The 21,257-nt window shown below is 72.1% G+C and carries 22 protein-coding genes; 12 read left to right on the top strand and 10 right to left on the bottom strand.

Annotated elements, in window-relative coordinates:
* Nucleotides 1–60 precede the first annotated feature (60 nt).
* From ACFW22_RS29105 to ACFW22_RS29130, 6 genes are all read right to left on the bottom strand, one after another.
* Nucleotides 61–816, bottom strand: a complete 756-nt coding sequence (locus ACFW22_RS29105; protein WP_386410043.1) for an SDR family oxidoreductase — start codon at nucleotides 814–816, stop codon at nucleotides 61–63.
* A 4-nt stretch (nucleotides 817–820) separates the two neighbouring features.
* Nucleotides 821–2,605, bottom strand: a complete 1,785-nt coding sequence (locus ACFW22_RS29110; RefSeq protein WP_386410045.1) for a glycoside hydrolase family 15 protein — start codon at nucleotides 2,603–2,605, stop codon at nucleotides 821–823.
* A 34-nt stretch (nucleotides 2,606–2,639) separates the two neighbouring features.
* A complete protein-coding gene (locus tag ACFW22_RS29115) occupies nucleotides 2,640–3,455 on the bottom strand; it encodes an SURF1 family protein (protein WP_386410047.1) in 816 nt (271 codons plus the stop codon).
* Nucleotides 3,456–3,536: 81 nt separating this feature from the next.
* Complete coding sequence (locus tag ACFW22_RS29120) at nucleotides 3,537–3,770, bottom strand: hypothetical protein (protein WP_030691654.1); 234 nt, start codon at nucleotides 3,768–3,770, stop codon at nucleotides 3,537–3,539.
* 63 nt (nucleotides 3,771–3,833) lie between these two features.
* The gene (locus tag ACFW22_RS29125) at nucleotides 3,834–4,808 is read right to left on the bottom strand and encodes a DEDDh family exonuclease (protein ID WP_386410049.1); all 975 of its coding nucleotides are present in this window, start codon (nucleotides 4,806–4,808) and stop codon (nucleotides 3,834–3,836) included.
* The gene (locus tag ACFW22_RS29130) at nucleotides 4,805–5,515 is read right to left on the bottom strand and encodes a TetR/AcrR family transcriptional regulator (RefSeq protein WP_386410051.1); all 711 of its coding nucleotides are present in this window, start codon (nucleotides 5,513–5,515) and stop codon (nucleotides 4,805–4,807) included. The genes ACFW22_RS29125 and ACFW22_RS29130 overlap by 4 nt, the downstream gene beginning before the upstream one ends.
* A gap of 94 nt (nucleotides 5,516–5,609) precedes the next feature.
* Between ACFW22_RS29130 and ACFW22_RS29135 the strand changes: the two genes are divergently transcribed.
* From ACFW22_RS29135 to ACFW22_RS29170, 8 genes are all read left to right on the top strand, one after another.
* A complete protein-coding gene (locus ACFW22_RS29135) occupies nucleotides 5,610–6,434 on the top strand; it encodes an acetoacetate decarboxylase family protein (RefSeq protein WP_386410053.1) in 825 nt (274 codons plus the stop codon).
* Nucleotides 6,421–7,314: an SDR family NAD(P)-dependent oxidoreductase gene (locus tag ACFW22_RS29140; protein WP_386410055.1), complete on the top strand. Its 894-nt coding sequence runs from the start codon at nucleotides 6,421–6,423 to the stop codon at nucleotides 7,312–7,314. The genes ACFW22_RS29135 and ACFW22_RS29140 overlap by 14 nt, the downstream gene beginning before the upstream one ends.
* Nucleotides 7,315–7,325: 11 nt before the next feature.
* The gene (locus ACFW22_RS29145) at nucleotides 7,326–8,609 is read left to right on the top strand and encodes an amidohydrolase family protein (RefSeq protein ID WP_386410057.1); all 1,284 of its coding nucleotides are present in this window, start codon (nucleotides 7,326–7,328) and stop codon (nucleotides 8,607–8,609) included.
* Nucleotides 8,606–9,889 (top strand): amidohydrolase family protein, encoded by a 1,284-nt coding sequence (locus ACFW22_RS29150; protein ID WP_386410059.1) that lies wholly within the window; start codon nucleotides 8,606–8,608, stop codon nucleotides 9,887–9,889. The genes ACFW22_RS29145 and ACFW22_RS29150 overlap by 4 nt, the downstream gene beginning before the upstream one ends.
* A gap of 24 nt (nucleotides 9,890–9,913) precedes the next feature.
* Nucleotides 9,914–10,627 (top strand): VIT family protein, encoded by a 714-nt coding sequence (locus ACFW22_RS29155; protein ID WP_386410061.1) that lies wholly within the window; start codon nucleotides 9,914–9,916, stop codon nucleotides 10,625–10,627.
* A 178-nt stretch (nucleotides 10,628–10,805) separates the two neighbouring features.
* The gene (locus ACFW22_RS29160) at nucleotides 10,806–11,708 is read left to right on the top strand and encodes a sterol desaturase family protein (RefSeq protein ID WP_386410063.1); all 903 of its coding nucleotides are present in this window, start codon (nucleotides 10,806–10,808) and stop codon (nucleotides 11,706–11,708) included.
* A complete protein-coding gene (locus tag ACFW22_RS29165) occupies nucleotides 11,705–12,349 on the top strand; it encodes a lysoplasmalogenase (protein ID WP_386410065.1) in 645 nt (214 codons plus the stop codon). The genes ACFW22_RS29160 and ACFW22_RS29165 overlap by 4 nt, the downstream gene beginning before the upstream one ends.
* A gap of 39 nt (nucleotides 12,350–12,388) precedes the next feature.
* A complete protein-coding gene (locus tag ACFW22_RS29170; RefSeq protein ID WP_386410067.1) occupies nucleotides 12,389–13,432 on the top strand; it encodes a zinc-dependent alcohol dehydrogenase family protein in 1,044 nt (347 codons plus the stop codon).
* Nucleotides 13,433–13,534: 102 nt separating this feature from the next.
* Here the strand turns inward: ACFW22_RS29170 and ACFW22_RS29175 are convergent, their stop codons facing one another.
* Nucleotides 13,535–14,854, bottom strand: coding sequence for a CoA transferase (locus ACFW22_RS29175; RefSeq protein WP_386410069.1), 1,320 nt, complete (start codon nucleotides 14,852–14,854; stop codon nucleotides 13,535–13,537).
* An 82-nt stretch (nucleotides 14,855–14,936) separates the two neighbouring features.
* Nucleotides 14,937–16,475, bottom strand: a complete 1,539-nt coding sequence (locus ACFW22_RS29180) for a S8 family serine peptidase (RefSeq protein ID WP_386410071.1) — start codon at nucleotides 16,473–16,475, stop codon at nucleotides 14,937–14,939.
* Between the two features lie 273 nt (nucleotides 16,476–16,748).
* On the opposite strand from ACFW22_RS29180, the gene ACFW22_RS29185 reads away from it, so the two are divergent.
* The 3 genes from ACFW22_RS29185 (at nucleotide 16,749) to moaA (ending at nucleotide 19,886) form a co-directional block, all read left to right on the top strand.
* Nucleotides 16,749–17,123: a DUF485 domain-containing protein gene (locus tag ACFW22_RS29185; protein WP_386410073.1), complete on the top strand. Its 375-nt coding sequence runs from the start codon at nucleotides 16,749–16,751 to the stop codon at nucleotides 17,121–17,123.
* Complete coding sequence (locus tag ACFW22_RS29190) at nucleotides 17,120–18,745, top strand: cation acetate symporter (protein ID WP_386410075.1); 1,626 nt, start codon at nucleotides 17,120–17,122, stop codon at nucleotides 18,743–18,745. Before ACFW22_RS29185 ends, ACFW22_RS29190 begins: the two co-directional genes overlap by 4 nt.
* Nucleotides 18,746–18,896: 151 nt before the next feature.
* Nucleotides 18,897–19,886 (top strand): GTP 3',8-cyclase MoaA, encoded by a 990-nt coding sequence (gene moaA, locus ACFW22_RS29195; RefSeq protein WP_386410078.1) that lies wholly within the window; start codon nucleotides 18,897–18,899, stop codon nucleotides 19,884–19,886.
* Nucleotides 19,887–19,916: 30 nt separating this feature from the next.
* On the opposite strand, the gene ACFW22_RS29200 is transcribed toward moaA, so the two are convergent.
* Both ACFW22_RS29200 and ACFW22_RS29205 read right to left on the bottom strand, forming a co-directional pair.
* Nucleotides 19,917–20,138 (bottom strand): hypothetical protein, encoded by a 222-nt coding sequence (locus ACFW22_RS29200; RefSeq protein ID WP_384885855.1) that lies wholly within the window; start codon nucleotides 20,136–20,138, stop codon nucleotides 19,917–19,919.
* Nucleotides 20,139–20,367: 229 nt separating this feature from the next.
* Nucleotides 20,368–20,700 carry a DUF3099 domain-containing protein gene (locus tag ACFW22_RS29205; protein WP_386410081.1) on the bottom strand — a complete coding sequence of 111 codons (333 nt, stop codon included), beginning with the start codon at nucleotides 20,698–20,700 and terminating at the stop codon, nucleotides 20,368–20,370.
* 169 nt (nucleotides 20,701–20,869) lie between these two features.
* Between ACFW22_RS29205 and ACFW22_RS29210 the strand changes: the two genes are divergently transcribed.
* Complete coding sequence (locus ACFW22_RS29210) at nucleotides 20,870–21,145, top strand: GlsB/YeaQ/YmgE family stress response membrane protein (RefSeq protein ID WP_386410084.1); 276 nt, start codon at nucleotides 20,870–20,872, stop codon at nucleotides 21,143–21,145.
* Nucleotides 21,146–21,257 lie beyond the last annotated feature (112 nt).

Raw genomic sequence — 21,257 nt, forward strand, 5'->3', positions numbered from 1 at the left:
CCCGGGAGGCGTTCGAAGGGCCCCCTCCGGCCCGCCGCGCCCCCGGACGGGCGGCAGCCCTCAGAAGCCGGAGCGGGCCCCTCCGTCGACCGGCAGCATCAGTCCGGTGAGGTACGAGGCGGCCGGCGACAGCAGGAAGGCCGCCGTGCGCCCGAACTCCTCCGGGGTGCCGTAGCGGCGCAGCGGGATCGTGAGCTCGTTCGCCGCGCGGGCCGCGTCCGCGTCGCCGGAGAGCGCGTCCAGGGAGCGGACCCGGTCCGTGTCGATCCGGCTCGGCAGCAGGCCGACCACCCGGATCCCGCGCGGGCCCAGGTCGTTGGCGAGGGACTTGGCGAAGCCGGCGAGCCCCGGGCGCAGCCCGTTGGAGAGGGTCAGCCCGGGGATCGGTTCGTGGACCGAGCCGGACAGGACGAAGCCGATGACCCCGCCCTCGCCGAGGGCGTCGGAGGCGGCCCGCGCCAGCCGCACCGCCCCCAGGAAGACCGTGTCGAAGGCGGCTGCCCACTGCTCGTCGGTGTTGTCCGCGGCGAAGCCCGGCGCCGGGCCGCCGACGCTGATCAGAACGCCGTCGAAGCCGCCGAACCGCGCCCTCGCCCCGGCGATCAGCCGGGCCGGAGTTTCCGGGTCGGTGTTGTCGGCGGCGATTCCGGCCGCGCCCTCGCCCAGAGCCGCCACCGCGTCGGCGACCGCCTTCTCCTCGCGCCCGGTGATCAGCACCTTCGCGCCCTCGGCGAGCAGCGCCGCTGCGGAGGCCCGGCCCAGCCCCCGCGTCGCACCGGTCACCACGTACACACGGTCCTTCAGTCCCAGATCCATGTGCCTATCCTGCCGCCTCCTCGGCGGCGAGGGCGAAGGCGGTACCGACCAGGCCGATGTGGCTGAACGCCTGCGGGAAGTTCCCGAGCTGGCGTCCCGTCACCGGGTCGTACTCCTCCGCGAGGAGCCCCACGTCGTTGGTGAGCGACACGAGCCGCTCGAAGAGCTCGCGCGCCTCCTCGACGCGCCCGGTCATCCGCAGCGCGTCCGCCAGCCAGAACGAGCAGACGAGGAAGGTCCCCTCCTGGCCCGGCAGGCCGTCCACGGACTCCGCGCCGGAGCTGTAGCGGCGCAGGAACCCGCCGTGCAGCAGCTCCGTCCGCACCGCGTCGACGGTGCCCACCACCCGGGGGTCATCCGGCGGCAGGAAGCCGACCTGCGGGATGAGGAGGGTGGCGGCGTCCAGTTCGCGCGAACCGTACGACTGGGTGAAGGTGTTCCGCTCCGGATCATACGCCCGGGCGCACACCTGCTCGTGGATCTCGTCCCGCATCGCCCGCCACCGTCCCGCGTCCCCCGGCAGCGAGGGGTCGGCCTCCAAGGTGCGGACCGCCCGGTCGGCCGCGACCCAGGCCATCACCTTGGAGTGGGTGAAGTGGCGGCGAGGTCCGCGGACCTCCCACAGGCCCTCGTCGGGCTCCCGCCAGGTGGACTCCAGGAAGCCGAGCAGGCTCAGCTGGAGGTTCCAGGCGTGCCGCTCCGCCGGGATGCCCGCTTCCCGAGCGCGGTGGAGGGAGTCCATGACCTCGCCGTACACGTCCAGCTGGAACTGGTCCACGGCCGCGTTCCCGGTGCGCACCGGTGCCGAGTCGGCGTAGCCGCGCAGCCAGGGCAGGCTGGTTTCCGGCAGCCTGCGCTCCCCGGCCGGCCCGTACATGATCTGCAGGTCGGCCGGGTCGCCGGCGGCCGAGCGCAGCAGCCAGTCCCGCCAGGCGGCCGCCTCCTCGTCGTACCCGGCGGCGAGCAGGGCGCCGAGCGTCAGGGAGGAGTCGCGCAGCCAGCAGGCGCGGTAGTCCCAGTTGCGCACGCCCCCTAGCTCTTCCGGCAGGGAGGTGGTCGGGGCGGCCACGATCCCGCCCGTCGGGGCGTAGGTGAGGGCCTTGAGGGTGATCAGGGAACGCATCACCGGCTCCCGGTGCGGTCCCGCATAGGTGCAGCGGGCCGACCACTCCCGCCAGTCCGCGAGGGAGTGCTCCAGGGCCTCGAAGGGGTCGACGAGGTCGGGCCGGGGCTCGTGCGAGGGGTGCCAGGTCAGTACGAAGGCCACCCTCTCGCCGGCGGCGACGGTGAAGGAGGACTGCGTGGAGAACTGCTGGCCCCAGGTCTTCACCGGCGGCTCGCTGCGCAGCCAGACCGAGTCGGGGCCCGCGATCGCGACCCGGTGGCCGTCCGACCTGCGCACCCAGGGCACGATCGAGCCGTAGTCGAAGCGGAGCCGCAGCACGGCGCTCATCTCGACGCTGCCGCTGACGCCCTCCACGATCCGCATCAGGTCGGGAGCCGTGTCCCGCTGCGGCATGAAGTCGATGACCTTGACGGTGCCGGTTCGGGTCTCCCAGTACGTCTCCAGGACCAGGGAGTCCTCGGCGTAGCGGCGGTCGGTGCAGTTCGTGGCGCCTTTGGGGGCGATCCGCCAGTGGCCGTTGTCCTCGTCGCCGAGGATCGCGGCGAAGCAGGCGGCGGAATCGAAGCGGGGCAGACACAGCCAGTCGACCGACCCGTCGCGGCCGATGAGCGCGGCGGTCTGGAGATCGCCGATGAGGGCGTAGTCGTCGATACGTTGCGTCACGCTTTGGGCTGTTCCCGGAAGCGGGGGCGGTCAATCAGGGGGACGGAGTGGCCTGCGCCTCCCTGGGATCCGCTTCTGCGGATCCGGGGACGTCAGGAGCGGCGGCGGACTCCCGGTCGCGCTTCTCCCGGCGCACCAGGATCACCCAGCCGACGGGCACCCCGGCGGCGAAGAGCCACCACTGGACGGCGTACGCCATGTGTGCGCCGATCGAGTCGTGGTCGGGTTCGGGGACCGGTTCGGGGGTGCCTCCGGACGGTCGGGGCGCGGTGAGCTCCAGATAGCCGCCGAGCACCTCGCGGCCGATGAGCTCGGCCTGCTGCCGGCTGTTGATCAGCATGACCTGGCGGTCGGGCAGGCCCTTCAGGTCCTTGATGCCGCTCGCGCCGGTCGTCTCGTCCGCCTTGAGCCGGCCGGTGACGGTGACCTCGCCCCGGGGAGCGGGCGGCACCGCGGGGAAGGCGTGCTGGTCGGCGGCGGCCGGGACCCAGCCGCGGTTGACCAGGACGATCCTGCCGTCCCGGAGGACCAAGGGGGTCAGCACGTGGACGCCCACCCGGTCGTCGGAGGAGGTGCGCCTGCGGACGACGACCTCGTGCGCGGTGTCGAAGGTGCCGGTCGCGGTGACCTGCCGCCAGTAGTCGGCGCGCGGGACGGTGTGGCCGGGGGAGGTGAGCCCTTCGACCGGGACCGGCTCGGCCTTGAGGTTGTCCGCGATCAGGGCGTTCTGGGCGACCCGGTGCTCGTGCCGGTGGAACTGCCAGAAGCCCAGCTCGATCATCGTGGGCACGAGGACCAGGGCGACGAGGGTGAGGATCACCCACTGCCGGGACAACAGGAAGCGGTACACCCCACGACCGTACAGCGCGGGTCGCGGGGCGTACGCACGGGGGGTTCGGGCCGGTTCGCCCGGCTGTCCGGAACCGTTTCCTCACACCCTGTCGACGATGCCCACCTTTCCCTCCGCGCGGGCGCAGTGCCCGCCGCAGTACCAGCTGCCCTCGACCTCGACGCCCTGCCCGATGATCTGGACCCGGCAGTGCTCGCAGATGGGCGCCATGCGGTGAATGGCGCAGGCGAAGCAGTCGAAGACGTGCACCGCGCCCTGCGCGTGCACCTCGAAGGACATGCCGTAATCGTTTCCGCAGACCTCACAACGTGCCATGCGCCACAGGGTGGAGCGCCCGGCGTGCGTGCGCAGCACGGCGCGCCCGCCGGGCCGGGGGCGTCACCCGTCTGCCGGGTCCACGTCCCGCAGCAGCTGCGCGTAGGCCGCTTCGTCGACGATCGGCGTGCCGAACGACTTCGCCCGCACCGTTTTGGAGGTGGCGGCGTCGGGGTCGTTGCTGACGAGCAGACTGGTCAGCCGGGAGACGCTGGTGGCGACGTGGAGGCCGGCTTCGACGGTGCGGTCCTCCAGGAGCTCGCGGTCCACGGAGGTGTCGCCGGAGAAGGCCACCCGCATGCCCTGCTTGAGCGGCTTGTCCGCCTCGTACCGTCCGGGGTTGGGGTACGGGCACGCCGGACGCTTCCGCGCGGGGCGCCAGCTGCCCGCCCGGTAGGCCGGCTGCCGGCCGACCTGCGAACCCCCGGACGACGAGGCCCATTCCGTCAGCGGCCGGCACTCCAGGAGCGGCAGCCGCACGTTGCGCTCGGCCGCCGCGTGCAGGCTGGGGCGGAACGCTTCGGCGAGCACCCGGGCGTCGTCGAGCGCATGGTGCGCGCGCTGCTGCACGACGCCGAAGTGCGCGGCCAGCGACTCCAGCTTGTGGTTGGGCAGCGGCAGCGACAGCTCCTTGGCGAGGGCGATCGTGCACAGCCGCTGGCGCACGGGCGCCGCGGACCGTGCGCGCGCGTACTCCCGGGCGATCATCTGCCAGTCGAACATCGCGTTGTGTGCGACCAGCACCCGTCCGTCCAGCCGTGCGGCGAACTCCGCCGCGATCTCCGGGAAGAGCGGTGCGCCCTCCAGGACGTCGCTGGTCAGGCCGTGGATCCACACCGGCCCGGGGTCGCGCTCGGGGTTGACGAGGGTGTACCAGTGGTCCTCGACGTTCCCCCGCGCGTCCAGCCGGTAGACGGCAGCCGACACTATCCGGTCGTCGCGGGCGAGTCCGGTGGTCTCCACGTCGACGACCGCGTACCCCGGTGGGTAGGCGGTCGGCCACGGCCCTGCTGTCGTGCGGTCCTCAAGCATGGTCATTGAGAATACGGCCCGCGGCCGACAGGACCCTCCCCGGCGTCCCGGGCACCGTCGCCGCCGCGGACGGTCGGCGCTTCCCCGGGGTGCCCGGCGGCGCCGGCGAGCAGCCCGGCCACCAGGGCCCGGACGGAGTCCTCGAAGAGCTGCTCGGAGTCGATCGGTGCGGCCAGCGCGCGGGCGAGGGTGTCGTCCTCCACGCCCCCTGCCTGCCACGGCTCCTCCTCGACGGGGGACCGGGCCGGCGCCCGCTCGCGGTTGCGCTCCACCAGGACGTGCCCGACGACCTGGAACTGCACGGCGTGGACCGCACGGGCGGCGTCCGCCCCGCGCAGCCCCGCCGCGTGCGCCTCGTGGACCAGGGCGCGCCGGGCCGGCAGGAACATCCGCTCGGTCAGTCCCCGCTCGTGGACCATCGCCACCAGGTGCGGGCGGGCGCGCAAGGAGCGGCGCAGCGCACGGGCGACCGAGACGATCCGCTCGGCCGGGGTCGCCCCTCGGGGGCTGATCGTGCCGAGGTCGGCGATCGTGCGGTTGACGAGCGCGTCGAGGAGCGACTCGCGGTTGCCGACGTGCCAGTAGATCGAGGTGACCGCGGTGCCGAGCTCGGCTGCGAGCCGACGCATGGTCAGGGCGTCCGGGCCGTGCTCCCTCACCAGGGCCGCCGCGGCGTCCAGGACCTCGTCCCGGGACAGTGCGGAGCGTGTCATCGGTTCCCCAACTCCTCTGTGTGCACGCCTCTTTACCCTGCGCCGCCATCGTGTAACTGTGTTACAGGCCGACGATCCCGAAGGGCGGTACGTCATGGCACGAGTACGGTACGGGGCGCGCAGCGAGGCCGAGGCGGCGGCGGCCCGCGAGCGGTCCGCGAGGCTCCCCGACATCTGGTCCACCGGTGTGGTCGCCGTCTGGGAGACCGACCCGGACGTCGTGGCGGCGGTCCTGCCGCCGCCGCTGAAGCCCACCGCGCACCCCCTCGTGCGCGCCACCATCAGCAAGGTCGACCTGCCCGGCCACCCCCTCGGCGCCGGCTCGGTCGCCGTCGCCGCCGCCCACGGCGACCGGGAGGGCTGGTACCCGCTGGTCATGCCGATGACCCACGAGCGGGCCCTGACCGGAGGGCGCGAGGTCTTCGGCGAACCGAAGAAGCTGGGCGAGGTGACGGTCGGGCGCGACGGGCTCGTGGTGCGCGCCGCCCTCGCCCGGCACGGCATCGCGTTCGTGGAGGTGCGGGGTGCCGTCTCCGGTCCGCTGCCGTTGCCGGAACCGGTGGAGAAGACCGACTTCTACTTCAAGTTCCTTCCGGGAGTGGAGGGCGCCGGCTTCGACGCCGACCCCGTCCTCGTCCACTGCGTCCGCAACGAGAGGGTGCGGAAGCTGGAGCGGGTCACCGGCGACGTGGTCCTGCGCGAATCCATGTACGACCCGGTCGCCGACCTCCCGGTGCGCCGGCTCGTCGAGATCACGATCGGCGAGAAGACCACCGACCAGAAGGGCACGGTCGCCGAGCGGGTCTCGGCCCGGGCCCTGCTGCCCTACGTCCACCAGCGGTACGACGACCCGATGCAGGTCTTCGACGCACCGCCCGACACGGGTGCCCGAACGGAGGTCTCCGATGGAGCTGCGTGAGGGGCAGGTCGCCGTCGTCACCGGCGCGGCGAGCGGCATCGGGCTCGCGATGGCCCGCCGCTTCGCCGCCGAGGGCCTCGCCGTCGTGCTCGGGGACGTCGAGCGGGACGCCCTGGAGGCGGCGGCCGACGAGCTGGCGACGGGCGGGGCGCAGGTCCTCGCCCGGACGGTCGACGTCTCCGACCCCGAGGCGGTCCGGTCCTTCGCCGACGCCGCGTACGACGCCTTCGGCGCCGTCCACGTCCTCTGCAACAACGCGGGCGTCGGTTCCGGTGCCGAGGGGCGCATGTGGGAGCACGAGCCCAACGACTGGAAGTGGGCCTTCTCCGTCAACGTCTGGGGCGTCTTCCACGGCGTCCAGGCCTTCGTCCCCCGCATGCTCGCCGGCGGCGAACCCGGCCACGTCGTCAACACCTCCTCCGGCGACGGGGGGATCGCCCCGCTGCCCACCGCCTCCGTGTACGCGGTCACCAAGGCGGCCGTCGTCACCATGACCGAGTCCCTCTACGCCCACCTCAGGGCGGAGCGCGCACCGGTCGGCGCCTCGGTCCTCTTCCCGGGCCCGCACATGCTCCGCACCGGGCTGTGGGAGTCGCACCGCAACCGGCCCGAGCGGTACGCCAAGCAGCGGCCGCGCAGGACCCCGTACCGCAGCCTCGCCCAGTGGGAGGCGGCCATGAAGGAGGCCGGTCGCGAGGTGGCCTTCACCCCGGTCGAAGAGGTCGCCGCGCACGTCGTCGACGGCATCCGCGCCGACCGCTTCTGGATGCTGCCGGCGAGCGAGCACAGCGACCGTCAGATCAGGGCGCGCTCCCGCTCGATGCTCGACCGCACCAACCCCTCCTACCTGGAGGGCTTCATCCTCGACGGACGCGACTGAAGGGCTTCGCCATGAGCCACGAGGACCCGTACCTGATCATCTCCTCCGACTGCCACGCCGGGCTGCCCACCGAGGAGTACCGGCCCTATCTCGACCGCCGGTTCCACCGGGACTTCGACGACTTCCTGGCGGGACGACAGGCCCGTCAGGAAGCCATGACCCGGCTCGGGGTGCGCAACGAGGCCTTCGCCGACAAGTGGTTCAGCGACAACGAGGAGGGCCTGCGCGGCGGTTGGGACGCCGCCCGGCGCATCAAGGAGCTCGACGGCGACGGGGTGGCCGCCGAGGTCGTCTTCCCCGACGCGGACGCCGTCGACAGCCGGACCGCAGCGCCCTTCGGCGTCGGCCTCGGTCTCTCCGGCGACCAGGACCCGGAGCTCGGCATGGCCGGCGCACGGGCGCACAACCGGTGGCTCGCGGAGTTCGTCTCCGCGAACCCGCTCCGGCACTGCGGGGTCGCCCTCCTCCCCGTCACGGCCGACGTCCGCGAGGTCGTCGCCGAGGTCCACCGCGCCAAGGAGTCCGGGCTCGGCGCGCTCATGATCCCCTCCATGTGGGTGGACAGGGCCCCCTACCACGACCGTTGCTACGACCCGGTGTGGGCGGCGGCCGCCGAGACCGGCATGCCGGTGGTCACCCACTCCGGCGCGGCGCCGCGCGAGGAGTACGGCGACCACCTCGGCATCTACGTCTCCGAGGTCACCTGGTGGCCGGCCAGGCCGCTGTGGTTCCTGCTCTGGTCGGGAGCCTTCGAGCGCCATCCCGGCCTGCGGTTCGGGATCGCCGAATCGGGATGTTGGTGGCTGCCGAACCTGCTCTGGTTCATGGACCGGCTCTACCTCGGCGCCCACGGGGGGAAGAAGCTGTCCCCGTTCGCGGAGCTGAAGCGACCTCCGAGCGAGTACCTGGACCGGCAGGTCTTCGTCTGCGCCACCAACACCAAGCGGCGCGAGCTCGCCCAGCGCTACGAGATCGGCGTCGACAACATCCTGTGGGGCTCGGACTTCCCCCATCCGGAAGGCACCTGGCCCGACACGCGCGCATGGCTCCGGAAGACCTTCCACGACATCCCGGTCGAGGAGACCCGTCGGATGCTCGGTCTCGCAGCCGCCGAGGTCTTCGGGTTCGACCTCCCCGCGCTGGCCCCCCTGGCCCGCCGGATCGGCCCCGTCCCCGCCGACCTCGGCCAGCCCGTCGACCAGACCGCCGTCGAGGCGTCCTGGGACCGCTCGCGCCGGGTCGGCCGGCACTGGCTCACCGACCACGACTTCCCGGTCGTCGGAGCGGACCGGTGAACGGCGAGCGGAGCGACGGCGCACCGGCGCGCGAGGAGGAACGGGCCGGCGAACAGCCGGACCGGTACACCGTCGTCTCCGCCGACTGCCACGCGGGCGCCGACCTCCTCGACTACCGGCCGTACCTGGAGGGCAAGCACCACGACGCCTTCGACGCCTGGGCGGCCGGCTACGTCAACCCGTACCAGGACCTCCTCGCCGACACCGCGGACCGCAACTGGAACTCCGAGCGCCGGCTGCGCGAGCTGGAGGCCGACGGGATCGTCGCCGAGGTCGTCTTCCCGAACACCATCCCGCCGTTCTTCCCGTCCGCCTCGCTGACGGCCCCCGCACCGACCCGCGAGGAGTACGAGCTCCGCTGGGCCGGACTGCGCGCCCACAACCGCTGGCTGGCCGACTTCTGCGCGGAGGCGCCGGGCCGCAGGGCGGGCGTGGCCCAGATCCTCCTGAACGACGTGGAGGAGGCGGTGCGGGAGGTGCGCCGCACCAAGGAGGCCGGGCTGACCGGCGGCATCCTGCTGCCCGGCGCGCCACCGGGCTCCGGGGTGCCCGAACTGTACTCCCGGTCCTACGACCCGCTCTGGGCGGTCTGCGCGGAGCTCGACGTGCCGGTGAACCACCACGGCGGCTCGGCCTCGCCCCCGCTCGGTGACGAACCCGCGGCCCGCGCCGTCTTCATGGTGGAGACCACGTGGTTCTCCCACCGGGCGCTGTGGCACCTGGTCTTCGGCGGAGCGTTCCGCCGCCACCCGGGCCTGCGGCTCGTCCTGACGGAACAGGGCTCGGGCTGGATCCCCGGGATCCTGGACATGCTGGACTACTACCACGGGCGACTGGTCACCGCGGCCTCCCGGGCCGCCACCGCCGAGTCCAAGTTCGGCACGGGGCTCGCGGACTCCATGGGCAAGGGCCCCAGCGAGGTCTGGCGCGACAACTGCTTCGTCGGCGCCAGCTTCATGCGCCCCCACGAGGTGCCGCTGCGCGACCGGATCGGCCTCGACAAGATCATGTGGGGCAGCGACTACCCGCACGACGAGGGCACCACCCCGTACTCCCGCGAAGGGCTGCGCATCGCCTACGCGGGACTGCCCGAGGACGAGGTCGCCGCCATGGTCGGCGGGAACGCCGCCCGGGTCTACGGCTTCGACCGCGAGTTCCTCGACCGCCTGGCCGCCGTCCACGGCCCCGCCGTCGAGGAGATCGCCCAGCCCTTGAAGGAGGTCCCCGAGGGCGCCACCAGTCCGGCCTTCGCTCCGGGCGGGTCGGTCCGCGTCTGGTGAGCCGTCGGGTGCGACCCTCCTGACGTGACCGAACCCCCCGCACACGACGAGGCCCACGGTGGCGGCCTCGGCTCCCGTCTCAACTGGCTCCGGGCGGCCGTGCTCGGAGCCAACGACGGCGTCGTCTCCACCGCCGGCCTCGTCGTCGGCGTCGCCGGTGCCACCACGTCCCAGGCCGCCCTGCTCACCGCCGGCCTCTCCGGGTTGCTCGCCGGCTCGATGTCGATGGCCGCGGGGGAGTACGTCTCGGTCTCCAGCCAGCGCGACTCGGAGAAGGCCGCGCTCGCCCAGGAGAAGCGCGAACTGCGCGAACAACCGGAGGCCGAACTCGCCGAACTGACCGGGCTGCTCGAGGCCCGCGGCCTCTCCCGGGACGTGGCCCGGGAGGCCGCCGAGCAACTCACCGCCCGCGATGCGCTCCGCGCCCACGCACGGGTGGAACTGGGCATCGACCCCGATGCCCTGACCAATCCCTGGCACGCGGCCGGTGCCAGCTTCCTCGCCTTCACCGTCGGAGCCCTGCTCCCGCTCCTCGCGATCGTCCTGCCCCCGGCCTCGGCCCGCCTCTGGATCACCGTGCTGTCCGTCCTCGCGGCCCTCGCCCTCACCGGTTGGTGGTCCGCCCGACTGGGTGCGGCTCCGGCCGGCCGCGCCGTCCTCCGGAACGTCTGCGGCGGTGCGCTGGCGATGGCGGTCACCTACGGCGCGGGGTCCCTGCTGGGGGCGGCGGGCGTCTAGCGAGCGCTCCGAAAACGGCTCCCCGCCCGTCCGGAGGGCGGTGCGGGACCCGCGAAACGCGGCCCGGAGGACTCCCCTGCTTGTCGGAAGGTGCCAAAGCTTGCTGACAAGCCGTCTCGCATACTTGTTGGTAACAACGTCTAGCCCTCCTCCGGTCCGCGCCTCTACCGTCAACGGCATGCCGAACCTGCCCGATGTCGTGCTCTGGTCCATACCGGCGTTCGTCCTGCTCACCGTCGTGGAGATGGTCAGCCACCGCATCCATCCCGACGAGGACGCCGTCGGGTACGAGGCCAAGGACGCCGCCACCAGCGTCGGCATGGGGCTGGGGAGCCTCGCCTTCGACGCGCTGTGGAAGATCCCCGTGGTCGCGATCTACACCGCCGTCTACGAACTGACTCCGCTCCGCGTCCCCGTCCTGTGGTGGACGATCCCGCTCATGCTGCTCGCGCAGGACTTCTTCTACTACTGGCAGCACCGCGGGCACCACGTCATCCGCATCCTCTGGGCCTGTCACGTCGTCCACCACAGCAGCCGGAAGTTCAACCTCACCACCGCCCTGCGCCAGCCGTGGACCAGCGTGACCTCCTGGCCGTTCTACCTGCCGATGATCGCCCTCGGCGTGCACCCGGCGGCGCTCGCCTTCTGCTACTCGGTGAACCTCGTCTACCAGTTCTGGATCCACACCGAGCGGGTCGACAAGCTGCCCCGCCCCTTCGAGTACGTCCTCAACACCCCCTCGCACCACCGCGTCCACCACGCCTCCCAGGGCGGCTACCTGGACCGGAACTTCGGCGGCATCCTCATCCTCTGGGACCGGATGTTCGGGTCCTGGGTGGCGGAGACGGAGCGGCCCGTCTACGGGCTCACCAAGAACATCGAGACCTACAACCCGCTGCGCGTCGCCACCCACGAGTACGCCTCCATCGCCCGCGACCTCCGGGCCGCGCACGGCTGGCGCGAACGGGCCGGACGGGTCTTCCGCGGGCCCGGCTGGCAGCCCTCCGCCCCCCAGGCCCCGGAGGTCGCCCCCGCGACCCCGGAGGCCGTCCTCCCCACCGCCCCGGAGGCCGCCGCGTGACCACCGCCACCGCCACCGACCGCACCCTCCCGCCCGCCGCCTCCCGCGCCCTGCTCGCCGCCTTCGGTCTCGCGGCCGTCGTCGACCTGGTCTCCCTGCTCGCCGGGGCCGAGCTCGGCCACCAGATCGCCAAGCCGCTCCTGATGCCCCTCCTCGCCGGGTACGCCCTCACCCGCAGTGCCCCCGGGCCGCTGGTCGCCGCGCTCCTGTTCGGCTGGGGCGGCGACGTCTTCCTGCTCTCCGACGCGGACTGGGCCTTCCTCGTCGGCATGGGCTCCTTCGCCGCCGGACACGTCTGCTACCTCGTCCTCTTCGGTCGGGGACGCACGTCCCCGGCGCTCGGCGCCCTGTACGGAGTCGTCCTCGTCGCCACCGTCGCCCTCCTCTGGCCCGACCTCCCCGCCGAGCTCCGGATCCCCGTCGCCGGCTACTCGCTCCTGCTCACCGCAATGGCCTACCGCGCCGGCGCGCTCGGACTCCTGGCCGGCCTGGGCGGCACCCTGTTCCTGTTGTCCGACACCCTCATCGCCACCGGCGTCGCCGACTGGCCCCAGCTCCCGGCCCCCGCCTTCTGGGTCATGCTGACCTACGTGGCGGCGCAGTACCTGCTGACGGTCGGAGGGCTGCGCGATGTACGGTGAACGTCGTATGACCGCCTGACAGCAAGGACCGCCTCCCCCATGCGCGCCACCACCATCCACGCCCCGTTCGACATGCGCGTGGAGAACGTGCCCGACCCGGTGATCCGGGACTCCACGGACGTCGTCCTGCGCGTCCTGCGTGCCTGCATCTGCGGCAGCGACCTCTGGGCCTACCGCGGCGAGGCCGCCCGACAGCCCGGCCAGCGCATCGGCCACGAGTTCCTCGGCATCGTCGAGGCGGTCGGCTCCGAGGTCACCGGCTTCGCCGCCGGCGACCTCGTCGTCGCCCCCTTCGTCTGGTCCGACGGCACCTGCGAGTACTGCGCGGAGGGCCTCCAGACCTCCTGCCCGCGCGGCGGCTTCTGGGGCTCGGTCGGCTCCGACGGCGGCCAGGGCGAGGCGGTGCGCGTCCCCTTCGCCGACGGAACCCTCGTCAAGCTCCCCGCCGAGGCGGCCTCCGACGACCGGCTCCTGACCGCACTGCTCGCCCTCTCCGACGTCCTGGGCACCGGCCACCACGCCGCCCTCGGCGCCGGGGTGAAGCCCGGCTCCACGGTCGCCGTCGTCGGCGACGGCGCCGTCGGCCTCTGTGGCGTCCTCGCCGCCAAGCGGCTCGGGGCCGAGCGGATCATCGCGCTCGGTCGGCACACCGCCCGCACGGACATCGCCCGCGCCTTCGGCGCCACCGACGTCGTCGCCGAGCGCGGCGAGGCTGCCGAGGCCGCCGTCCGCGAACTCACCGGCGGCCAAGGCGCCCACGGCGTGATCGAGGCCGTCGGCACCGAGCAGTCGATGCGCACCGCGGTCGCGATCACCCGCGACGGGGGCTCGATCGGTTACGTCGGCGTCCCGCACGGCAGCGGCACCGGCCTCGACCTGTCCGTCATGTTCGACCGGAACATCGCCCTGCGCGGCGGCGTCGCGCCGGTGCGGGCGTACATCCCGGAACTCCTCCCGGACGTCCTGTCCGGCACCATCGACCCGTCCCCGGTCTTCGACCTGACGGTCGACATCGAGGGCGTCCCCGACGGCTACCGGGCCATGGACGACCGCACGGCCCTGAAGGTCCTGGTCAAGCCGTAGCCCGGCGCCGTCCGTCACGCGGACGTCCACCCGCCCGCGCCGCAGGACCGGGGCGGGCGGGGCATCCTCGGCGCCCCGGACCGGGACCGACCGGCACGGCCGTCAGGCCCCCGACCACTCCGGCGCATCGGCCCCCGCGAGGCCCGGGGGGCGCGTCCAGGAGGAGGGGCCGCCTTCGTACGACACCGGTGACAGGGCGTGCCGGAGGCGCCCGAGCGGTCCCTCCGACTCCGTGAGGTGCCGCTCGGGCTCGTACCGCGGCAGGGCGTGGGTCAGCCAGTGCCCCGTCTGCGCCAGTGCCAGCCGTACCAGCCGGCTCCCGCCGTCCCGTTCCTGCTCGGTCAGCGACCGCAGGACCGCCGCTGCGAGCAGATAGCCCGTGCCGTGGTCCAGGGCCTGGGCGGGCAGCGTCCCGGGCTCTTCGGCCGAGCCCTCCGTCACCGCGATGCCCGTCGCCACCTGCACCAGCGAGTCGAAGCCGCGCCGGTTGCCCCACGGGCCGTAGTCGCCCCAGGCGGAGAGCCGGGCGGTCACCAATCCCGGCCGCTCCAGGTCGAAGCGGTCGAGCGCGCCCGGCCGGTAGCCGGTCACCAGGACGTCGGCCGCGTCGAGGAGTCCGTCGAAGGTCCGCCGGTCCGACGGCCGGTCCAGATCCAGGGCCGCGGTCCGCTTCCCGACGTCCGCATCGGCGTGCTGGTCCGGCAGTTCGGGCCTGCCCGGCGGGTCGATCCGCAAGACGTCGGCGCCGAGCAGCGCCAGCGACCGGGTCGCGACGGGACCGGCGATCACCCTGGTGAGGTCCAGGACCCGCAGCGGGCCGGTGCGCCGCCGGGGCGCGGCCCCGTCGAGCCGTTCCCGCGTCAACAGCGGCCGTGCCGCGACCTCCCGCCCCTGCTCGCCCGTCGCCCACTCCTCGGGCGTGCGCAGGGCGACGGCCAGCCCCCCGGCCGCGTACACCGCCGTCTCGACCTCGACGGCCCGCCGCCCCCCGATCGCCTCCGCGACGGCCTCGACGGCCTCGACGGAGTCGGTGACGTCCAGCGCGGTGAGCAACGCCGCTTTGTGGTGCGGGTAGTTGGCGTGGGTGCGGACCCATCCGTCGGCGGCCCGCCAGAAGCGGGAGAGCGGCGCGAAGGTGACCGGGGCCCGTCCGTCGACCCGCAGGTGGCGCTCGCTCACGAAGGCCGTGGCGACGGCGCCGTCGTCGATCCGCACCGGCCCCGGAAGCCCCGCGTGCTCCACCGCGGCGAGCGCACAGACCGCAACGGTCGCCCTGGCCAGGTCCATCACGGGCAGCCGTGCGGGCAGCAGCCCGGAGACACCGCCGTACTCCACCCGGTCGACGTGGGCGGGATCGCCGCCGAGGGCCGACCACAGCAACTCCGTACCGGTGCGCACCCCGTTGTCCATGCCCTCGTCCATGGGGGTCACTATCGCACCGGATGCCGTGCGGAGGGCCCCGGTGTGGCGCACCACACCGGGGCCCTCCCCACTGCCGTACTGCTTACTTCACCGCGTCCAGGGCGTCGACCATGCCGGCGCCGTAGAAGCCGTTCTTGTGCTTGCCGCCCTCACAGACGGCGTCGACGGTGCCGTCGCCGTTGATGTCGTACGGGTTGGTGCAGGCGTGCTCGTCGGCCTGCGCGTACAGCAGCGCCTTCAGCGCCGCCGGGCTCGCGTGGGGGTGCGTCGACTTGAGCAGCGCCAGCACGCCGGCAGCGTGCGGCGAGGCCATCGACGTACCGGCCTTGTAGTTGTAGCCGCCGTTGACCGTGGTCGACAGGATGCGGCCGTTGACCGCCGGGGCGTCCGGCGTCTGGTACTCGGTGCGGTCGCCACCGGGCGCGGCGACGTCGATCACGCCGAGGCCGTAGTTGGAGTACGACGCCTTCAGGTCCTTGGCGCCGGTCGCGGAGACCGTCACCACGCCCGGCAGCATCGCCGGGTAGTCGAAGCACTCCCGCGGGTTGATGTCACGGGTGCCCGGGGTGGAGTCGTTCGGGCTGCTGGTGTCGGTGATCGTGTCGGCCGCCAGGTCGAACCTGGAGTTGCCGGCCGCGGCGACGTTGACCGTGCCCTTCTTCTCCGCGTAGCGGGTCGCCCGGGTGACCGCCTCGATGAGGGCCTTCTGGTCCTCGTCGGTCTTGCAGGCGAACATCCAGGGGTCGGTGTAGTAGCTGTTGTTCGTGACGTCGACGCCGTGCTCGGCCGCCCACACGAAGCCGCAGACCACGGCCTCGGTGTAGAAGTAGCCGTCCGGGGTCGAGACCTTGATGCCCGCGACCTTCACGCCGGGCGCGATGCCGGTGATGCCGATGCCGTTCTTGGCGGCGGCGATCGTGCCGGCGACGTGCGTGCCGTGGTCGCTCTCGCCCTCCATCGGGCGCCACGAGCCGGCGGTGGTGTCCGGCTTGCCGGAGACGCAGTTGGCCGAGGCGGCGGCGTTGAAGTTCGGCGCCAGGTCCGGGTGGGTGTCGTCGACGCCGGTGTCGATGACACCGACGGTGACGCGCTCGCTGCCGAGCGTCTTCTGGTGGGCCTTGTCGGCCTTGATGGCCGGCAGGTCCCACTGGAGGGGCTCGAACGGGTCCTGGTCGTCGGAGGCGGCCTCGGCGGCGGCCTTGGCCTCGGCCGCGGACAGCGTCTGCGCGCCCTCGTCGACGGAGTCGTCGGACTGGACGGAGAGCGGGGCGTGGCGGGTCGCACCGGCCGACACCACACCGCGCGCCTGGCGGATCGTCTTCGCGAACTCGGGGTTCTGCGAGTGGACGACTATCACGCCTATCTGGTCGTACGAGATGACCACTTCGCCGCCGGCCGCGGCAATCGCCTTCTTCACCGAAGCGGCGGTCCAGCGACCCCCCGCGACGTTGACGACGTACGAGAGCTTGGGGCCGTTGGTCGCCTCGGTGGCGACCGTCGGAGCGTCACTCAGTTCCGCGGCGGAGGCGGCGCCGGAGGGAAGGAAGCCGAGCGAGGCCGTGAGCACGAGACCAGCAGGCAGAGCAAGAGCTCGGCCGCGCCTCGATCCCAGATGAGCCATGGGTTCTCCACATCATCCGTATGTACTGTCCGCGCGCGGGTTTGCGCGCGGACAGGTGCATGACGAGTGAAGCTATCGCTGATCTTCCCGAAGCTTCAATGAGTTGAGAAGACTTCATGAAGATCTGTTCGAAGAAATCCCCCGTGTGAACCGCTTCGCTTCCGCCTCCGTGCCGTTGGGCAGGGGAGGGGCTCCGCCCGGAGCCCCGATTCCCGCACCCCTGGTGAGGACCCCTTGACCATGTCGCCCGCCCCCGCGTCACGAGGAGAATCCGTGGCTACCGAAGCACCGCCGCCACCCAGAAACGGCACGGACGTCGACACCGGTTCCGTCCGGCCCACGACGGAGGAGTTCGTCACCGTGCAGGAAAGCGCGGAATTCACCGAACTGCGCCGTACTTACCGTTCGTTCGCCTTCCCCCTGACGATCGCCTTCATCGCCTGGTACCTGCTCTACGTGCTGCTCTCCAACTACGCGGGCGGCTTCATGGGGACCCGGGTCTTCGGCAACGTCAACGTGGCGCTCGTCCTCGGCCTCGGCCAGTTCCTCACCACCTTCCTCATCGCCTGGCTCTACTCCCGGCACGCGGCGAACCGGCTCGACCCCCGGGCCGACGCCATCAGGAACCGCATGGAGGGCGACGCATGAACACCCCCGTCCTGTTTGCGGCGGGCAACGCCACCGCCGAGCACCGCACCCTGATCATCGCCCTCTTCGGCGCCTTCGTCCTCGCGACCCTGGGCATCACCGTCTGGGCCGGCCGCCAGACCCGCAGCGCCGCCGACTTCTACGCCGGCGGACGCCAGTTCACCGGCTTCCAGAACGGTCTGGCGATCTCCGGCGACTACATGTCCGCCGCGTCCTTCCTCGGCATCGCCGGGGCCATCGCCCTCTTCGGGTACGACGGCTTCCTCTACTCGATCGGCTTCCTCGTCGCTTGGCTCGTCGCCCTGCTCCTGGTCGCCGAACCACTGCGCAACTCCGGCCGGTTCACCATGGGCGACGTCCTCGCCTACCGGATGCGCCAGCGTCCCGTCCGCACCGCCGCCGGCACCTCGACGATCGTCGTCTCGATCTTCTACCTGCTCGCCCAGATGGCGGGTGCGGGCGTCCTGGTCTCGCTCCTGCTCGGCATCACCAGTGACGGCGGCAAGGTCGCGATCGTCGCCCTGGTCGGGCTCTTGATGATCGTCTACGTGACCATCGGCGGCATGAAGGGCACCACCTGGGTGCAGATGGTCAAGGCCGTCCTGCTCATCGCGGGCACGCTCCTGATCACCTTCCTCATCCTGCTCAAGTTCCACTTCAACGTCTCGGAACTGCTCGGCGCCGCGGCGACCAACAGCGGCAAGGGCGGGGCGTTCCTGGAGCCCGGCCTCAAGTACGGCGCGACCGCCACCTCCAAGCTGGACTTCCTCTCGCTCGGCATCGCGCTCGTCCTCGGCACGGCCGGCCTGCCCCACATCCTCATCCGCTTCTACACGGTGCCGACCGCCAAGGCCGCCCGCAAGTCGGTCAACTGGGCCATCGGCATCATCGGCGCCTTCTACCTGATGACGATCGTCCTCGGCTTCGGTGCCGCCGCCCTCCTCAAGAACGGCGACATCATCGCCTCCAACAAGGCGGGCAACACCGCTGCCCCGCTCGCGGCCCTGGAGATCGGCGGCGGCGCCGACTCCACCGGCGGCGCGATCCTGCTCGCCGTCATCTCCGCCGTCGCCTTCGCGACCATCCTCGCCGTCGTCGCCGGATTGACCCTCGCCTCCTCCTCGTCCTTCGCCCACGACATCTACGCCAATGTGATCAGGCGCGGAAAGGCCACCGAGGAGGAGGAGGTCAAGGCCGCCCGCTGGGCGACCGTCTTCATCGGCATCGTCTCCATCGCGCTGGGCGCCCTCGCCCGCGACCTCAACGTCGCCGGCCTGGTCGCCCTCGCCTTCGCCGTCGCGGCCTCGGCCAACCTGCCCACGCTCCTCTACTCCCTCTTCTGGAAGAGGTTCACCACTCAGGGTGCGCTCTGGTCGATCTACGGCGGTCTGGTCTCCGCCGTCGTCCTGGTGCTCTTCTCGCCCGTGGTCTCCGGCAAGCCCACGGCGATGTTCAAGACGGTGGACTTCCACTGGTTCCCGCTGGAGAACCCCGGCCTCGTCTCCATCCCGCTCGGCTTCCTGCTCGGCTGGCTCGGTTCGATCCTCTCCAAGGAGGAGCCGGACAAGGGCAAGTACGCGGAACTGGAGGTCAAGTCCCTCACCGGAGTCGGAGCGCACTGAACCACCTGAGCTCCGCCGTGCCCCGCCGGCCGCGTCGTATGGTTCTACGACGCGGCCGCGTCGGTCCTCGTGACAATCTGCCCTGCTCGTTGTCGGTCCGCTCGCGTAGGCTCGGACCACAGGCATCCGGAATCCAGGGAGGGGGCCCACAGTGCTCATCGACACCTACGGCCGTGTGGCCACTGACCTGCGCGTCTCGCTCACCGACCGGTGCAACCTGCGGTGCACCTACTGCATGCCGGAAGAGGGGCTCCAGTGGCTCGCCAAGCCGGACCTCCTCACCGACGACGAGATCGTCCGGCTGATCCGCATCGCCACCACCGACCTCGGCGTCACCGAGGTCCGCTTCACCGGTGGCGAGCCACTGCTCCGCCCCGGCCTCGTCGGAATCGTCGAGCGCTGCTCCGCCCTGGAGTCCCGCCCGCGGATGTCCCTCACCACCAACGGCATCGGTCTCCGACGCACCGCCGCGGCCCTCAAGGCCGCCGGCCTCGACCGGGTCAACGTCTCCCTCGACACCCTCCGGCCCGAGGTCTTCAAGACCCTCACCCGGCGGGACCGGCACCAGGACGTGCTGGACGGCATGGCAGCAGCCCGGGAGGCCGGCCTCACTCCGGTGAAGGTCAATGCCGTCCTGATGCCCGGGCTCAATGCCGACGAGGCCCCCGAACTGCTGTCCTGGGCGATCCGGGAGGGGTACGAGCTCCGCTTCATCGAGCAGATGCCCCTGGACGCCCAGCACGGCTGGAAGCGCGAGGGCATGATCACCGCCGGGGACATCCTGGAGTCCCTGCGCACCCGCTTCGTCCTGACGTCCGAGGCCTCGGAGGAGCGCGGATCGGCCCCCGCCGAGCGCTGGGTGGTCGACGGCGGACCGCACACGGTCGGCGTCATCGCCTCCGTCACCCGCCCGTTCTGCCGTGCCTGTGACCGCACCCGGCTCACCGCCGACGGGCAGGTGCGCACCTGCCTCTTCGCCACCGAGGAGACGGACCTGCGGGCCGCGCTCCGCTCCGACGCCCCCGACGCCACGGTCGCGGAGATCTGGAAGAAGGCCATGTGGGGCAAGAAGGCGGGCTCGGGCCTCGACGACCCGGACTTCCTCCAGCCGGAGCGCCCGATGTCGGCGATCGGCGGCTGAAGCCCGGAAAGGGGGGGAAGCGCCCGATTCCTAGGAAGGCCGGTCCTCGGACTCCCAGTCGTCCAGCAGGACCACGTCCTTGAGGAAGCCCCGCACGCCCAGGAACTGGGAGAGGTGCTCGCGGTGTTCCTCGCACGCCAGCCAGGTCTTGCGCCGTTCCGGGGCGTGCACCTTGGGGTTGTTCCACGCCAGGACCCAGACGGCGTCGGCGCGGCACCCCTTCGCGGAACAGATCGGATTTTCTTCGCTCACGGGACCGTTGATCACCGGATCATTGTCCAGCAAGGGCGATGCCGAGCAGCCACGGGGGGAGCTGCCCGGCATCGGTCCGTCGCTCCGACGGGGGATGCGGAGCGCGTAGGCAGTATGTCACGGCACATGGGGTGCGGTGCACTGGAACCTCATGATTGATCTGAGCTTTTCTTGAGCTTTTCGGTCACTTCGCGTGAGCGGTTCGGGCCTGACGGTCAGGGGTTCGCCCTCATGGTCGACGGGCTTCGGCCCCCTCCAGCGGCTCTCCGGCGCCCAGTGCGGGGCGTACCGGGGGCGCGACGAAAGTGGAGGGAAGGGACGGGGCCGTCTCCCGGCCCGCATTGGCGATCACCACGGCGATGTAGGGGAGTACGGCGCCCAGCACCAGGGCCACGACGGCCACGTGGCGCTCCACGTTCCACAGGACGGTCGCCGCGATCACGGAGAGCGTCCGGACGCTCATCGAGATCACGTAGCGTCGCTGTCGCTTCCGCACGTCCTCGGCGAGGCCCTGCCGGGCCCCCGTGATCCGGAAGACCTCGGCCCCACCACGCTTCGGCATCGCCGTTCACCACCTACCGGTCGTGCCGGACGCTCCCCGGTCCGGACCTCGTTCCACCGTACGCCCGCCCGGTGGCGCCGACGAGGCCGGGGCACGTACGCCGCCGTCCGACGTGCGCCGTACGGTCGATGGGCCGAGACTGGGCGCACATGCGTACAAGGAGGCGGCGATGAGTTGGTTGTGGGCGATCATCGTGGGACTCGTCCTCGGTCTGATCGCGAAGGCGATCCTGCCCGGGAAGCAGCAGATCCCGCTGTGGTTGACGATCGTGTTCGGCATGCTCGGCAGCGTGCTCGGCAACGCGGTCGCGACCTGGATCGGAGTCAACGACACCCGGGGCATCGACTGGACCCGGCACCTGCTCCAGCTGATCGGCGCCGTCGCCGTCGTCGGCGTCGGAGACATGGTCTGGGCCGCGCTCAAGGGCAACAGACAGCGGGCCTGACCGGCGCGCGGAACACACGAGGGGCCCGGTGCCGCGCACGAAGCGCGACACCGGGCCCCTCGCACGGAGCAACGGCGGCCGGGGTACGGCGGGAAGGTCCCTCCCGGGCCCC

The organism is Streptomyces sp. NPDC058872 (genome assembly GCF_042743065.1).
Classification (GTDB): domain Bacteria; phylum Actinomycetota; class Actinomycetes; order Streptomycetales; family Streptomycetaceae; genus Streptomyces.

Bases quoted from the DNA above. Each gene is read 5' to 3' on its own strand.
- ACFW22_RS29105 (WP_386410043.1), bottom strand. From the start codon at position 816: ATGGATCTGGGACTGAAGGACCGTGTGTACGTGGTGACCGGTGCGACG.
- ACFW22_RS29120 (WP_030691654.1), bottom strand. From the start codon at position 3,770: ATGGCACGTTGTGAGGTCTGCGGAAACGATTACGGCATGTCCTTCGAG.
- ACFW22_RS29125 (WP_386410049.1), bottom strand. From the start codon at position 4,808: ATGACCATGCTTGAGGACCGCACGACAGCAGGGCCGTGGCCGACCGCC.
- ACFW22_RS29130 (WP_386410051.1), bottom strand. From the start codon at position 5,515: ATGACACGCTCCGCACTGTCCCGGGACGAGGTCCTGGACGCCGCGGCG.
- ACFW22_RS29135 (WP_386410053.1), top strand. From the start codon at position 5,610: ATGGCACGAGTACGGTACGGGGCGCGCAGCGAGGCCGAGGCGGCGGCG.
- ACFW22_RS29140 (WP_386410055.1), top strand. From the start codon at position 6,421: ATGGAGCTGCGTGAGGGGCAGGTCGCCGTCGTCACCGGCGCGGCGAGC.
- ACFW22_RS29145 (WP_386410057.1), top strand. From the start codon at position 7,326: ATGAGCCACGAGGACCCGTACCTGATCATCTCCTCCGACTGCCACGCC.
- ACFW22_RS29160 (WP_386410063.1), top strand. From the start codon at position 10,806: ATGCCGAACCTGCCCGATGTCGTGCTCTGGTCCATACCGGCGTTCGTC.
- ACFW22_RS29170 (WP_386410067.1), top strand. From the start codon at position 12,389: ATGCGCGCCACCACCATCCACGCCCCGTTCGACATGCGCGTGGAGAAC.
- ACFW22_RS29175 (WP_386410069.1), bottom strand. From the start codon at position 14,854: ATGGACGAGGGCATGGACAACGGGGTGCGCACCGGTACGGAGTTGCTG.
- ACFW22_RS29180 (WP_386410071.1), bottom strand. From the start codon at position 16,475: ATGGCTCATCTGGGATCGAGGCGCGGCCGAGCTCTTGCTCTGCCTGCT.
- ACFW22_RS29190 (WP_386410075.1), top strand. From the start codon at position 17,120: ATGAACACCCCCGTCCTGTTTGCGGCGGGCAACGCCACCGCCGAGCAC.
- ACFW22_RS29205 (WP_386410081.1), bottom strand. From the start codon at position 20,700: ATGCCGAAGCGTGGTGGGGCCGAGGTCTTCCGGATCACGGGGGCCCGG.
- ACFW22_RS29210 (WP_386410084.1), top strand. From the start codon at position 20,870: ATGAGTTGGTTGTGGGCGATCATCGTGGGACTCGTCCTCGGTCTGATC.